Below are 13,000 nucleotides of genomic sequence, written 5' to 3'. Positions count from 1 at the left end.
TTGACTGGTCTCTCCGCTCCTCTTGTGCCTGCGTTGTGCGGCATTCCGGGGGATTGGAATACGTGCTCTGATCTGGTCTAAATCGGACTGGTTTCGGGGGTCGAATGTCGGTGGTTCCGTGATGACTCGAGGGTATGAACAGCATCGTGGAGCGTCTGGGTCGGGTCGTCGCTGACCTTGATGCGGTGCTGTGTGATGACGCGCTGGCGGGGTTGAGCGATGCGGAGCGTGTCGCGGTGCTGCAGGCGGCGGGGGCCGTGTTCCGGCGGGCCGAGGCGGTGATCGTGGAGACCGTGGCGACCGGGGATCCTGCGGGGTTTCCGCATGCGGCAGGGTGTCGCGGGGTGAACGAGCTGGTGCAGCGGATGGTGGGCGTGGATGTGCGGGGTGCGTCCCGGGTCGACAGGGTCGTCGATCTGGTGCGCCGGCCGGTGAGTCTGGCGGGGGAGCGGATGCCGGCGCGGTGGTCGGAGATGCGCGTGGCCTTGTTGGATGGTGTGGTGGGTGTCACGGGGTTTCTGGCGGCGACGGGCCCGATCGAGCGGGTGTGGGACCGGTTGAGCGTGGATCAGCGGTTGGCGGCGGATGTGGCGTTGGCGGGGTGCGCCCGCGGGCACGGGATCGGCGGGGGCGCGGATTCTGGTCCGGCGCCGACGGTGCAGGACCTGAAAGCTCTTGCGGAGGATCTCGCCTCGATGTTCGACCCGGACGGGGAGGAGCCGAAGGATGAGGACGCGCGGCGCAAGCGCGGGATCACGATCGGTCGTCTCACGGACGGGATGCATGCGATCCGGGGGTATCTGACTCCGGATGCCGCGGCCCAGTTGCAGCTGATCCTGGACGCGATGCTGAACCCGAAGGGTGACGGCCCGCCCATGCCGGGAGTGTTCTTCACCCCCAGCGGTGACACCGGTCACACAGACACAGACACAGACACAGACACAGACACAGACACCGGTGTTGACCCGGGTGTTGATCCGTTCAATATGGATGAGCGCAGCGTGCTCGATGGTCGCACCGCGTCGCAGAAACGCCACGATGCTCTCGCCGCCGCTCTCGCGATAGCCGCCCGTCACAAGGACATGCCCACGCTCGGTGGCGCATCCCCGGTGCTCGTCGTCACCGTTGACGCGACAGACCTCGCCCACCATGCGGAAGGTTCTGCTTTCGGTGCGGGCATCGCCGGCGCGGGTGGTGGTGCGGACATCGCCGGCGCGGGTGGTGGTGCGGGCAACGGCGGGTGGGCGACGATCCCTGGATCCGGTGCGCATGTGCCTGTGTCCGTCGCGGCGCAGACCGCATGTGCGGGGGCGATCCAGCGGGTGCTCCTGGACGAGGGGCGCATCATCGGGATCAGCACCACCGACCGCGTGTTCACCGTGCATCAACGCCGGGCGATCATCGCCCGCGACAAGGAATGCCTCATCCCCGGGTGTCACGTGCCCGCATCCTGGTGCGAGATCCATCACGTCACCGAACACGCCCGCGGTGGGCCGACCCACACCGACAACGGTGTGCCTCTGTGCTGGTGGCACCACCGATCCCTGAGCAGCTCGCAGTGGGAGATCCGCATGAACCACGGGCTCCCCGAAGTCCGTGGACCGAACTGGTGGGACCCCGAGCAACGCTGGCGCACCCCACAACACAGCCTCCCCGCGGACCGTGACCGAAGGCGCCTCGTTCGAACCGGGTGATACGCGGCGGCATCCTCACGGCAAGTGCTGCTGATCCCGAACAGCGGGCCGGACTCAGCGGGCCAGCCCCAGCGGGCCGGACTCACAGTGCCCGGCTCAACGGGCCCGTCTCGCCGTGCCCGGCTCAATGGACGCGCCTCAGCAGTCTCACTCCAATGATCCCGCCGGTCAGCGGTCTCGCCGGTCAGCGGTCTCGCCGGTCAGCTGCCCGCTTCAGCGGAAGTCGACCAGCCCGGCGTGCGCTGCCGTGACGAGGATCTGCACGCGATCGCGCACGTGCCACTTCGACATGATGCGGCCGAGGTGGGCCTTCACGGTTCCCTCCGACACGATCAGTGTGCGCGCGATCTCGGCGTTGGACATCCCCTGCGCGAGTCGCTGCAGCACCTCCTGCTCGCGATCCGTGAGCGCCTCCAGGGTGTCGTCGCCGCCGACGGGCTCCGTATCCCGCACGTGCTTGATCAGCAGCGACGCGATCCGCGGCGACAGCGAACTCGCTCCGCTGTACACCTCTCGCACACCTTCGAGAATGCTCGCCGCGCTCGAGTCCTTCAGCAGATAGCCCGACGCACCTGCGCTGAGCATCGGAAGCACGGTATCGCTGCCGTCCAGCGTGGTGACCGCGAGGATCTTGATCTCAGGCCAGCGTTCGCTGATCACCGCCGTCGCCTCGATGCCGTTCATCTCCGGCATCTGCACGTCCATCATCACGACGTCGGGACGCTCGCGTTCCACGACCTCGATGCCCTCGAGCCCGGACTCCGCCTCGGCGATCACCGTGATCTCCGGGTCGCGGGAGACGAAGTGAGAGAGCGCTGAGCGCACCAGGGGATCGTCATCGACGATCACGACGCGGATTTGGGACATGGAGGAAGCCTAACCGGGGTCTACCTGCGGCGCGAGGTATTAGACCTTTGGCTATCGAGGTGTAGCCGTGAGACAGATGTGCCGCTCGCAGATCACCGAGAAGATGAGTACATCGCTAGTCAAAAGTGCAATAAAGGAGGTGAACGTATATGTCTTTCTGGAACCAGGTTGGTCACTTCTTCGGCTTCTACCGCTAATATATATGGCGAAAAGGAGATACTGAAGTATGGCTTCAAGTCTTTCGACGGGTGACCGCTCTGACGTCACCCGACTCGGCAGGGGCGAGAAGCTCAGCACGATAGAACGCATCGCCGTTTTGGCGGTCGTCGGGACCATCGTCATCTTCGACATCGTTGGACTGTTCCTCCCTCCGGGGTTGGAGCCTCTGACAGCGGCAATCGGGATCGCATCCACTGCAGTCCTCGGCCTCTTCCTCTGGTCGCCACTCATCGCGACATACGCCCTCGGCGTCGTGTTCGCCCTATCCTTCATCCCCGGCATCGAAGCCCAGGTGCTGACCGTCGCCGCTTTCGCGGCCGGCTTGATCGTGCGCCTGGGGTGGACCTCACTGGTCCTGTCCTATGTCGGAGTCTTCCTCGTCGCATCCGCGTTGGTCGCCATGGGCGATTCGACGGATGCGTTCAACATCGGCATCTTCCTGGTCGGCGCCGCAGTATCCGGAGCCGTCGGCTATGCGCTTCGCCTGGCATTCGCTCGAGGGCGGACGCTAGAGATGCAACTGGCCGAGAAGGCCGAGCAGGAACGCCAGGCAGTACTCGCTGAGCGGCGCTGGATCGCCGGCGAGCTGCACGACAGCATCGCGCACCACCTCACCGTGGTGGCGCTGCACGTGCAGATGCTCGACGACGATCGCACGAGCAGAGATTCGCAGGAGGCGATTCGCATCGCCGCACGCAAGGCGATGACCGACCTCCGCTTCGTGATCGACCTCGCAGACGACGGACCCCGCTCCGAGGGAATGCCCTCCGGTGATCTGGTGGCCTCCATCGAGGAGGCCGCGCAGGAGTTCGAAGCCGCCGGCCATGCCGTGGCCGTCATCGGCGACCCCTCTGATGAGCGCGTCCCGCGGGCCGCCGAGATCATCCTCGCGCGCATCATGCGAGAGTCCGCCACCAACGTCCTCAAGTACGCCGGCGCGGGCGAAGTCGAGATCCGATTCGACATCGACGACGACGCCGCGAAGATGGCGGTGAGCAGTCCGCTCTCCATCACGCCGCGTCGCGAGCTCTCCTCGAGCCGCACGGGCATCGGCCGCATGGCCGAACGAGTTCTCGGTGCCAGCGGCGAATTCAGCGCCGGCGAAGTCGACGGCCGCTGGGTCGTCTCGGCGCTGCTGCCGATCGTCTGACGCCTCCGGCATCCCAGCATCCCGGTTTGAAAATGGCAGGGGATTGCGTACCGGTATTCCGGTACGCTGGGAGCAAGATCCGCGGAATTCCGGGGTTTTCGACGTGAAACCTAGACGAAAGTCCAGGGTAGATCTCGACTATAGACCGTGTTCCATGGTGTAGCCGGGCGCTTACATTGGGTATACCCCAGAAATAGCGCATCCCCAGCGCTGTGATCGCGAGCGCGGTCTTTGGAATCTGATCCCCATCGCGCTCGCGATCGGCTTCTTCCGACGAGTCACCTCGAGGAATCGATGCCCATCGACTGGCCGGCTGTCAGCCGCCCACCGCACGCATGTAGTGCCCGTCCGTCGAGATCCCCGACGCCGCGACCGTGAACCGCACCACCTCGCTGAGGTAGCGATCTTCGGATGCCTCGAAGATGCGCCCGCCCGCATCACGGGAGATGCGGCTGAGTCGAAGGATCGGCGTTCCCTGCGGCACGCGCAGCAGGGCGGCATCCTGCTCGTCGGCGGCGACGGCGTCGATCTGGTGCTCGAGCCCGACGATCGGGTGTCCCACCGACCCGAGGTACTCCGTGATCGAGATCTCGTCCGTGTCGACGTCGAGCAGTCGTCGTCCTACTGCCTCGGTGTAGAAGAGCCGCTCGAGCATCGTCGGCCGGCCGTCGAGCAGGCGCAGTCGCACGACGCTGACGATCGTGTCGTCGGGCGACACTCCGAGCAGTTCTGCGCGGTCACCGGCCCTGCGAAGGCTCAACTCCTGCGTCTGCGCGCCCGGAGTCACCCCGAGATCGCGGGCCCAGCGAGTGAACGGCACCGACACATCGACCGCCTGGCTGGCCTTGCGCGACACGACCCGCGCGGGGCGTCCCCGCCCCGTCTCGATCAGGCCCTCTCCGCGCAGGGCGGCGAGAGCGTTCCTGATCGGACCCCGCGAGGTGCGCCACCGGTCGGCGAGCTCCGCCTCGGTCGGTACGTCGTCGCCGGGGCGGAGCGTGCCCGCCGCGATCTGCGCGCGGAGGTCGTCTGCGATCTGGGTGTATACAGCTTCGGCCACATAGGCATACTACTTCGCTATCGAGGTGGAAGGGCTGCGCGTTCCCTCGCCGTTCATCCGAGGAAAGACCGGGTGAACGGACCTTGAACTCTTCCAAGTTAGGTACATATCTTGGCTGTTGTCCTGTCAGAGTGGCTCGTGGATCACCCCTCCCACTCTGAAAGGTCCTCATGAAGCTCCGCGCTCTCCCCGTACTCGCCGGCGCCGCGATCCTCGCGCTCGGCCTCGCCGCCTGCTCCGGCTCCGCAGAGGCCACCGGCGCGTCCGGTGCCGACGCATCATCGGCCGCCGGCGGATTCGCCGTCGACGAGAACACGCTCGTCTTCGGCGTCGTGCCCGACTCGGTCGACACCGAGACGAACTACCAGCCGCTCATGGACTACATCGCCGAGATCACCGGCAAGACGGTGGAGTACCACGAGTCCACCGACTACGCGGCGCTCATCGAGGCCGCGGTCGCCGGCAAGGTCGATGTCGCCTCGTTCTCCGGTTTCACCTACGTCACCGCCACGAACAACGGCGCGAAGCTCACCCCGATCTCGTCGATCGTGACCGAGGAGGGCCAGGAGCCCGGGTACTACTCCCAGGCCATCGTGCCTGCCGACAGCGACATCTCGAGCATCGAGGACTTCGCCGGCAAGAAGGTCTGCTTCGTCGATCCCTCGTCGACGTCGGGATACCTCTTCCCCTCCTACAACCTGCTCGAGGCGGGCATCGACCCCAAGACCGACATCACGCCCGTCTTCGCGGGCAAGCATGACGTGAGCGTGCAGAAGGTCGGTGAAGGCGTCGAGTGCGAGGTCGGATTCGCCGAGGACTCCGAGGTCGAGAAGTCGGATGCCGTCAAGGTCATCGACGAGACGATGGTCCCCGGAGCGCCGCTCGTCTACTCGTCGACTCTGCCGGACGACGTCGCGCAGGAGCTCATCGACGGACTCTCCGAGATCACGATCGACGACATCATCGCCGCCGGCATCGAGGGCGCGGACACTGATGCGTTCCGCAGCGTGTTCTACGCCACCAAGCCCGTCGACGACGCGTACTACGACCTGATCCGCGACATCTGCAAGGAGACCGAAGCGGAGCAGTGCCAGGGCTGACGCCCGATCGCTGACCGCAGCGTCAGCCGAGCGCCCCCGTTCCGCAGTGTGCTCCCACCCCGGGGCAGCGGAGCGCGGGGCGCTCACCCGCAAGAATCACGCTCGACGCCACGACCCTGGAGAACTGACATGAACACGGCATCCGATGCCCTCATCCGCCTGGACGGTGTGACGAAGACCTTCGGCTCGACCACCGCGCTGAAGAACGCATCGCTGCAGGTCTCGCGCGGCGAGATCGTCGTGCTGCTCGGGCTCTCCGGCTCGGGCAAGTCGACGCTGCTGCGCCACCTCGACGGTCTCGAGGTGCCGACCTCGGGCGAGATCGAGGTGCTCGGCGCGAAGGTCCCGACGCTCAAGGGCAGGGCGCTGCGCGCCCTCCGCAGCCGGGTGGGATTCATCTTCCAGCAGTTCGAGCTCGTGCCCTCGCTGACGGTGCTCGAGAACGTGCTCACCGGATCTCTGTCGGAGGTCCGCGGCCCGCGGCTCGGCCTCTGGGGCTACTCGAAGGCGGCGAAGCTGCGCGCCCTCGAGCACCTCGATCGCGTCGGGCTGCTCGACCGGGCCTATCAGCGCAGCGACACCCTCTCCGGCGGCCAGCAGCAGCGCGTCGCGATCGCCCGCGCCCTGATGCAGAAGCCCGACATCCTGCTCGCCGACGAGCCCGTCGCATCCCTCGACCCGGAGTCCAGCGACCAGGTGATGGCGCTGATCCGTGAGATCGCCGCCGACGAGGGGCTCACGGTCGTCTGCAGCCTGCACCAGGTCGACCTCGCGATCTCGTGGGCCGACCGCATCGTGGGGCTGCGCCACGGCGAGATCGTGCTCGACACCCCGACCGGCGACCTGACCAAGGCCGAGGTCATGGAGATCTACGGCCGCGTCGCCACGACCACCGCAGAGATCCGCGCCGTGCAGGACGAACTCACCGAGATCACGGTCGACGTCGCCCAGCTCGACAAGGCGCGGGCCTCATGACCGTCCTCTCGGACCCGCCTCGGGCGCACGCGACCCCCGCACGCGCGAGTGTCGCCGATCGAGCTCCTCGCCGCCCGATCTCCGCCGAGCGCATCGCCGCCGGGTTGACGCTGCTGGCGCTCCTGGTGCTCGGCATCCTCGCCGTCGACGAGGTCGGCATCTCGATCCCGGCGATGGTGCAGAGCTGGGGCAACGCCGAGAACTTCATGGCCCGAGTCGGCGGCCTCTCGTTCCCTGAACCGGCCGACCTCGCCTGGCTGATCGCCCTCACCGTCGGGCTCGTGCTCGTCGGCACGTTGCTCGCCGCCGCCCTGTCGGTGCCGATCGCCTACCTCGCAGCCTCCAACACGACCCCCGGCAACGGATGGCGTGCCGCCGCGCGGTTCGTGGGAGTGCTCACCCGAGCGCTGCCGGACGTCGTGCTCGCGATGGCGTTCGTTCTCATGTTCTCGCTCGGCACCCTGCCCGGCATCCTCGCCATCGGCATCCATTCGATCGGGATGATCTCGAAGATGTTCGCCGACGCGATCGAGCAGATCGACGAGGGCCCCCGGCTCGCGATCCGCGCCGCGGGCGGATCGAAGATGCAGGAGTTCGCCTCAGGAATCCTTCCCCAGGTGCTGCCGAGCTGGGTCGCGACGGTGCTGCACCGCAACGACATCAACCTGCGCGGCAGCGTCGTGCTCGGCTACGTGGGCGTGGCCGGCCTCGGACTCGAGATGTCCTACGCCTTCAAGTCGCTGAACTACGGCAAGGGCCTCGGCATCGCCCTGGTCATCTTCGTCCTGTGCGTCGTGATGGAGATCGTGTCGAGCCTGGTGCGCGGGGCCATGCTCGGCCAGCAGCGGCAGACGCGGTCGTGGATCGACCGCATCATCCACCCGCGACTGCGCGGGGCGACGGGCGCGGCGACGACGGAGCGCCCGGAGTGGGCGGCCAGCCCGCAGACCGCCGTGCGTCGACCGTGGACCGCGGAGCGGGTGCGCAACACGACCGGCATCGTGACGGCGGTGCTCGTCGTCATCGGCAGCGTCGTCGTCAGCCAGATCAACTGGATGGACTTCTTCACCTTCTGGGCCAAGCTCCCCGAGGTCGCAGCGAAGTTCTGGCCGCCGTCATTCGGCAGCTATGAGGCGTCGGCGATGATCGCGGCCATGCGAGACACGGTCGCGATCGCACTCGCGGCGACGGTGCTCACGCTGCTGCCGTCGCTGATCCTCGGCTCCCTCGCCGCGAGCAACGTCGCACCCGGAGCGGGAGCGCGGGGCATCGCGCGCTTCCTGCTCGTCGGCATCCGCGGCATTCCCGAGCTGATCCTCGCGATCGTGCTCGTCGTCATCACCGGCCTCGGCGCCCAGGCGGGAGTCATCGCGCTGGCCATCGGCGGCATCGGTCTGCTCGGCAAGCTGATCGCCGATTCCCTCGAGGAGGTCGACCGTGGGCCCGAACGGGCCCTGCGGGCGGTCGGCGCCACCCGGCTGCAGACCTACGCCTCGGCGACCGTGCCGCAGGGCATGCAGGCGCTCATCGGGCACAGCTTCTACATGCTCGACACGAACATCCGCGCCGCGACCATCCTCGGCATCGTCGGCGGAGGCGGTGTCGGGTACTACCTGCTCAACGCCAGCCAGGGTTCGCGCTATGAGACCGTGACGGCGATCGTGCTGATGATCCTCGTCACCGTGCTCGTCGTCGAAGGGCTCGCGATGTGGATGCGCAAGGTGTTCCGATGAGCGGTCGCGCCGGCTCGACCGACTCCGTCGACCTTGTGGTCGTCGGCTCGGGGATCATCGGCCTCGGCGCCGCGTACGCGGCGGTGCGACGGGGTCTGAGCGTCATCGTCGTCGACAGAGCGGATGCTCCCGTCGGCGCGACGATCCGCAACTTCGGCCACCTCTGCATCGGCGCGCAGACGGGGGAGGCCCGGCGCTACGCGGACCTGTCCCGAGAGCTGTGGCTGCGCCTCGCTCAGGATGCGGGGTTCTGGATCCGCGAGTCGGGGACACTGGTCGCCGCCCGCCACGCCGACGAGATCGCCGTGCTCGAGCAGGCGGCGGCCGATGGCGGCATCCGGATGCTCGATGCGGATGAGCTGCTGCGCCTCGCCCCGCTCCGTCGCCGGGGGCTCCTCGGCGGAGCGCACATCGAGACCGACCTGCAGACCGATCCGCGCACCGCCGCCGCGGCGATCGTGCGGCACCTCGCAGGACTGGGCGTCGACTTCCGCTTCCGCACGGCGGCGACCTCCGTCGCCGGACGCCGCGTCGAGACGACGAGAGGCGCGATCACCACAGGCGCGGTCGTCGTCGCGGCGAATCACGACATCGACCAGCTCCTGCCGGAGGTGGCGGAACGGTCAGGCGTCGTCCGGTGCGCTCTCGACATGATGCGTGCAGCGGTGAGTCTCGGGCATCCGCTCTCCGCCCCGCTGCTGACCGGTTGGTCGCTCGTCCGCTACGGACGCTTCGCCGACGGTGCCGCCACCGCCGCGCTCCGCGATCGCCTGCATTCGGAGCGTCCGGACCTCGCCGCGCTCGATCTCAATCAGATGTACACGCAGCTGCCGGACGGCACGCTCATCATCGGCGATTCGCACGCCACATCGACCGCGCCGGAGCCGTTCCAACCCGAGGCCGCGTTCACGGCGTTCCTCGCCGAGGCGGAGGCGCTGTTCGAGATGCCGACCCCACGGGTGCTGGAGCGCTGGCAGGGCGTGTATGCGAAGGCGTCGAAGGACTTCCTCATCGACACGGTCGACGAGGGGGTGCTGGTGCTCGCCGCGACCACCGGCATCGGAATGACCACGGGTCTGGGGCTCGCCGAAGAGAATCTCACCGCCGCCTTCGGGTGGACACCTGCAATGGAAGGAACCCCATGACCACTCAGCTCGACGCAGCTCCGGCACCGGCGCTCGAACTCATCGTGCTCGACATGGCCGGCACGACCGTGCTCGACGACGGGGTCGTCGAGACGGCGTTCCAGCGCGCCGCCGAACGCACCGGAGTCGCCGATCGGATGCCGTGGGATGACGCGCTCGCGCACGTGCGCGCCACCATGGGGCAGTCCAAGATCGAGGTCTTCACGCACCTCGCGGGAGGAGATCGTGCCGCCGCCGAGCGTGCGACGGCCGCATTCGAAGGCGCCTACGCCGAGATCGTGGCCGAGCAGGGGGTCACCGAGATCCCCGGGGCGGCCGATGCGATCCAGGGGCTGAAGGACGCCGGTCTGAGGGTCGTGCTCACGACCGGATTCGCGCCGGTCACCCGCGATGCGCTGATCGACGGTCTGGGCTGGCGCGGGCTCATCGACCTCGCCCTCTCTCCGGTCGACGCCGGGCGCGGGCGTCCGGCACCCGATCTCGTGCTCACGGCGCTGATCCGCACGCAGACCTCGTCGGTCGCCGCTGTCGCTGTCGCCGGAGACACGATCAGCGACGTCGAGTCGGGCCGCCGCGCAGGCGCCGGTCTCGTCGCCGGCGTCCTGACGGGCGCCCACGACGCACGCGCGCTCGATCTCGCCGGTGCCGACGTCGTGCTCGAGGACGTGACGCATCTTCGCGGCACGCTCACCGAGCGCGGGCTGTTCCCTCTCGTGCCCACGGTCTGAGGCCCTGACATGGGAACTCTGCTGATCCGTCCTCCCGGCCACCGTCGCGACGTGGCCCTGCGGCCCGCGGCCACAGCGATGGTGTGGATCGGTGAGGGCCACCCGCACGAGATGATCGCCGTGCCCGGTGTCGCGCTCGGTGAGCACGACGTGCTCGTCGCCGTCGAGATGTCGACGATCTGCGGGTCCGACGTCCACACCGTGCACGGACGTCGGTCCGCCCCGGTGCCGCTGGTGCTCGGACACGAGAGCGTCGGACGGGTGATCGCCCTGGGCGACGGCGGGGCCTCGACGGTCGACGGCGTCCCCGTGCGCATCGGGGATCGGATCGTCTGGTCGGTCACGATCTCGTGCGGCACCTGCGACAGATGCGCCCGGGGTGTGCCGCAGAAGTGCCGCACGCTCGGCAAGTACGGTCATGACCGCATCGGCGTGCACGGCGACCTCACCGGCGCGTTCGGCTCGCACGTCCAGGTGCGGGCGGGCACCGCGATCGTGCGGGTGCCCGAGTCCCTGCCAGCCGCGGTGCTCGCTCCGGCATCCTGCGCGACCGCGACCGCCTGGGCCGCCGTAGCCCGGGCTGCGCGCGATCACGACCTCGACGGCGCGACCGTCCGCATCCACGGAGCCGGACTCGTCGGGCTCTCGGCCGCGGCGATCGCGGTGGAGCACGGCGCGACGGTCGAGGTGCTCGACCCCGCACCCGAACGGCTGGCTTTGGCCGCACGCTTCGGTGCCGGTCCGATCGATCGTGACCCGGACGTCGTGATCGAGGCCTCGGGGCATGCCGTGACCGAGGCGCTCGCCGGCGTCGCCACCGGGGGCACGGTCGTGCTGGTCGGGAGCGTCTTCCCTGCCGAGCCGGTGCCCCTCGACGCCGAGAGCATCGTTCGCCGGCTGGTGACCGTCACCGGCGTGCACAACTACACGGGATCGGAGCTCGCCGAGGCTGTCGCATTCCTCGCAGGACGAGGACGCGCCTACCCGTTCGTGGACGCGGTCGGCGAAGTGCGGCAGCTCGCCGACCTCGACGAGGCCATCACCGCGGCATCCGCACCCGGCGCGCCGTTGCGCATCGGCGTCGTACCCGGACGCTGACGGGAGACGGGTCGAGCGCAGGAGAGCCAGGGCTCAGGCCGTGGGCTCTGCCGCGCCATCTCCCTCGGCGTCGTCTTCCGCGTCGTCTTCGGCAGCCGCGGATGCCGAAGACTCCGGTCCCGAGCGCCGCGGCCCCGCAGGGCGGACGCCCTCGGCATGGAACGCGAGCAGCCGCATGGCGGTGTCGACCGTCTCGTCGAGGACCTCCTGCGGATCGCCGCTGAGTGCCAGCCTGCGGTGACCGACCCCGTCGGCCGTGGCCCATCCGACGTAGACGGTGCCGGGCTCGTGCCCGCCTTCAGGATCGGGCCCGCCGACCCCCGTCGTCGAGATGCAGACGTCGGCGTCGAACAGCCGCAGTGCGCTCGCGGCGAGATGCTCGGCGCACTCGGGGGAACACGGATCCGTTCCTGGCGTGAGTCCGAGCAGGCTCTCCTTCACATCGGTGAGGTAGGCCACGATGCCGCCGGCGAACCACGAGCCGGCGTCGGCCCCCGCGCCGATCGTGCTCGCCAGACGTCCCGAGGTCAGGGATTCCACTACGCAGATGCGCAGTCCGCGCTCAGCGGCGACCTCGCTGACGCGGTCCAGCGGTGACTGCTCTGCTGTCACTTCTCTTCGGCGGAGTCCGCGTGCGTCGGGGCGTCGGACTCGATGGTCGCCTCGTCGGAGTAATCGGGCCGCGGGGGCTGCAGCGGCTGGTCGGAGTACTCGCCGCCGAGGCGTCCGCCGTACGGGCGCCCGTGGTCGGCGAACTCGTCGCGTGCGTAGACCAGCTCCCACTCGCCGACGGTGAAGCGTGCGCCGGTGCGCAGCGTCTGGGTGCGATCGCCGGGGTGGGTGGCGGTGGCGTCGGGGTTGCTGTTCATCTCGCCCTCGCCGTGGAGTTCGAGGACGTACTCGTCACGGTCGTCGTGCGTGATCGTGGCGTGCACGGGGTCGGCGCCGTCGAGCCGCAGCTCGTTGTCGGCAGCGGAGCCGATGCGCACCACGTCGACCTCGAGGGCGAACTCGGCGCGCTCGCCGTCGCGCGTGACGCGCAGGCGCGGGTTGCCCTCGCCGAACTCGGCGTGAGTGGTCGTGGGGGTGTAGCCCTCATCGGAACGGTCGTCGATGTGTCGTGCGTTCATGGTGGGTCTCCTCGCGGTTCCTGCCAGGATATCGGCGAAGGGATCCGCACGCAGGGGGTTGACTTCGGCCCGCTCCGACCCCGTCTGGACAGCCCGCTCGG

The 13,000-nt window shown here is 68.6% G+C and carries 12 protein-coding genes; 8 read left to right on the top strand and 4 right to left on the bottom strand.

Annotated features, from left to right (window positions below; genetic code table 11):
• Nucleotides 1-134: 134 nt before the first annotated feature.
• On the top strand, nt 135-1,694 hold the full coding sequence (locus SOM10_RS13370) for an HNH endonuclease signature motif containing protein (RefSeq protein ID WP_320490455.1): 1,560 nt from the start codon (nt 135-137) through the stop codon (nt 1,692-1,694).
• 213 nt (nt 1,695-1,907) lie between these two features.
• Here SOM10_RS13370 and SOM10_RS13365 read toward each other — a convergent pair whose 3' ends face one another.
• A complete protein-coding gene (locus tag SOM10_RS13365) occupies nt 1,908-2,561 on the bottom strand; it encodes a response regulator (RefSeq protein WP_222839407.1) in 654 nt (217 codons plus the stop codon).
• A 226-nt stretch (nt 2,562-2,787) separates the two neighbouring features.
• Between SOM10_RS13365 and SOM10_RS13360 the strand changes: the two genes are divergently transcribed.
• Nucleotides 2,788-3,930, top strand: a complete 1,143-nt coding sequence (locus SOM10_RS13360) for a sensor histidine kinase (protein WP_320490453.1) — start codon at nt 2,788-2,790, stop codon at nt 3,928-3,930.
• A 316-nt stretch (nt 3,931-4,246) separates the two neighbouring features.
• On the opposite strand, the gene SOM10_RS13355 is transcribed toward SOM10_RS13360, so the two are convergent.
• Complete coding sequence (locus tag SOM10_RS13355; protein WP_295101454.1) at nt 4,247-4,990, bottom strand: GntR family transcriptional regulator; 744 nt, start codon at nt 4,988-4,990, stop codon at nt 4,247-4,249.
• A gap of 170 nt (nt 4,991-5,160) precedes the next feature.
• Between SOM10_RS13355 and SOM10_RS13350 the strand changes: the two genes are divergently transcribed.
• The 6 genes from SOM10_RS13350 to SOM10_RS13325 all read left to right on the top strand — a co-directional run bounded on the left by SOM10_RS13350 (nt 5,161) and on the right by SOM10_RS13325 (nt 11,769).
• Nucleotides 5,161-6,090 (top strand): phosphate/phosphite/phosphonate ABC transporter substrate-binding protein, encoded by a 930-nt coding sequence (locus tag SOM10_RS13350; protein WP_053097587.1) that lies wholly within the window; start codon nt 5,161-5,163, stop codon nt 6,088-6,090.
• A gap of 129 nt (nt 6,091-6,219) precedes the next feature.
• A complete protein-coding gene (gene phnC / locus SOM10_RS13345) occupies nt 6,220-7,065 on the top strand; it encodes a phosphonate ABC transporter ATP-binding protein (RefSeq protein ID WP_320490450.1) in 846 nt (281 codons plus the stop codon).
• Nucleotides 7,062-8,798, top strand: coding sequence for a phosphonate ABC transporter, permease protein PhnE (gene phnE, locus SOM10_RS13340; protein ID WP_320490448.1), 1,737 nt, complete (start codon nt 7,062-7,064; stop codon nt 8,796-8,798). The genes phnC and phnE overlap by 4 nt, the downstream gene beginning before the upstream one ends.
• Nucleotides 8,795-9,943, top strand: a complete 1,149-nt coding sequence (locus tag SOM10_RS13335; RefSeq protein WP_320490446.1) for a TIGR03364 family FAD-dependent oxidoreductase — start codon at nt 8,795-8,797, stop codon at nt 9,941-9,943. The genes phnE and SOM10_RS13335 overlap by 4 nt, the downstream gene beginning before the upstream one ends.
• Nucleotides 9,940-10,671 (top strand): HAD family hydrolase, encoded by a 732-nt coding sequence (locus SOM10_RS13330; protein ID WP_320490444.1) that lies wholly within the window; start codon nt 9,940-9,942, stop codon nt 10,669-10,671. Before SOM10_RS13335 ends, SOM10_RS13330 begins: the two co-directional genes overlap by 4 nt.
• Before the next feature lie 9 nt (nt 10,672-10,680).
• Nucleotides 10,681-11,769, top strand: a complete 1,089-nt coding sequence (locus tag SOM10_RS13325) for an alcohol dehydrogenase catalytic domain-containing protein (protein WP_320490442.1) — start codon at nt 10,681-10,683, stop codon at nt 11,767-11,769.
• A gap of 33 nt (nt 11,770-11,802) precedes the next feature.
• Here SOM10_RS13325 and SOM10_RS13320 read toward each other — a convergent pair whose 3' ends face one another.
• Nucleotides 11,803-12,381 (bottom strand): CinA family protein, encoded by a 579-nt coding sequence (locus SOM10_RS13320; RefSeq protein ID WP_320490440.1) that lies wholly within the window; start codon nt 12,379-12,381, stop codon nt 11,803-11,805.
• Entirely contained in the window at nt 12,378-12,899 is a 522-nt protein-coding gene (locus SOM10_RS13315) for an FHA domain-containing protein (RefSeq protein WP_053097580.1), read from the bottom strand. The genes SOM10_RS13320 and SOM10_RS13315 overlap by 4 nt, the downstream gene beginning before the upstream one ends.
• Nucleotides 12,900-13,000: the final 101 nt, after the last annotated feature.

The organism is Microbacterium sp. CFBP9023 (assembly GCF_034045055.1).
In the GTDB taxonomy this organism is placed as follows: domain Bacteria; phylum Actinomycetota; class Actinomycetes; order Actinomycetales; family Microbacteriaceae; genus Microbacterium.
The sequence above is the reverse complement of the archived record's forward strand: the minus strand, read 5'-3'. Positions and strand labels throughout refer to the sequence as shown.

Bases quoted from the DNA above. Each gene is read 5' to 3' on its own strand.
- SOM10_RS13335 (WP_320490446.1), top strand. From the start codon at position 8,795: ATGAGCGGTCGCGCCGGCTCGACCGACTCCGTCGACCTTGTGGTCGTC.
- SOM10_RS13365 (WP_222839407.1), bottom strand. From the start codon at position 2,561: ATGTCCCAAATCCGCGTCGTGATCGTCGATGACGATCCCCTGGTGCGC.
- SOM10_RS13370 (WP_320490455.1), top strand. From the start codon at position 135: ATGAACAGCATCGTGGAGCGTCTGGGTCGGGTCGTCGCTGACCTTGAT.
- SOM10_RS13330 (WP_320490444.1), top strand. From the start codon at position 9,940: ATGACCACTCAGCTCGACGCAGCTCCGGCACCGGCGCTCGAACTCATC.
- SOM10_RS13325 (WP_320490442.1), top strand. From the start codon at position 10,681: ATGGGAACTCTGCTGATCCGTCCTCCCGGCCACCGTCGCGACGTGGCC.
- phnE (WP_320490448.1), top strand. From the start codon at position 7,062: ATGACCGTCCTCTCGGACCCGCCTCGGGCGCACGCGACCCCCGCACGC.
- SOM10_RS13360 (WP_320490453.1), top strand. From the start codon at position 2,788: ATGGCTTCAAGTCTTTCGACGGGTGACCGCTCTGACGTCACCCGACTC.
- SOM10_RS13350 (WP_053097587.1), top strand. From the start codon at position 5,161: ATGAAGCTCCGCGCTCTCCCCGTACTCGCCGGCGCCGCGATCCTCGCG.
- SOM10_RS13315 (WP_053097580.1), bottom strand. From the start codon at position 12,899: ATGAACGCACGACACATCGACGACCGTTCCGATGAGGGCTACACCCCC.
- phnC (WP_320490450.1), top strand. From the start codon at position 6,220: ATGAACACGGCATCCGATGCCCTCATCCGCCTGGACGGTGTGACGAAG.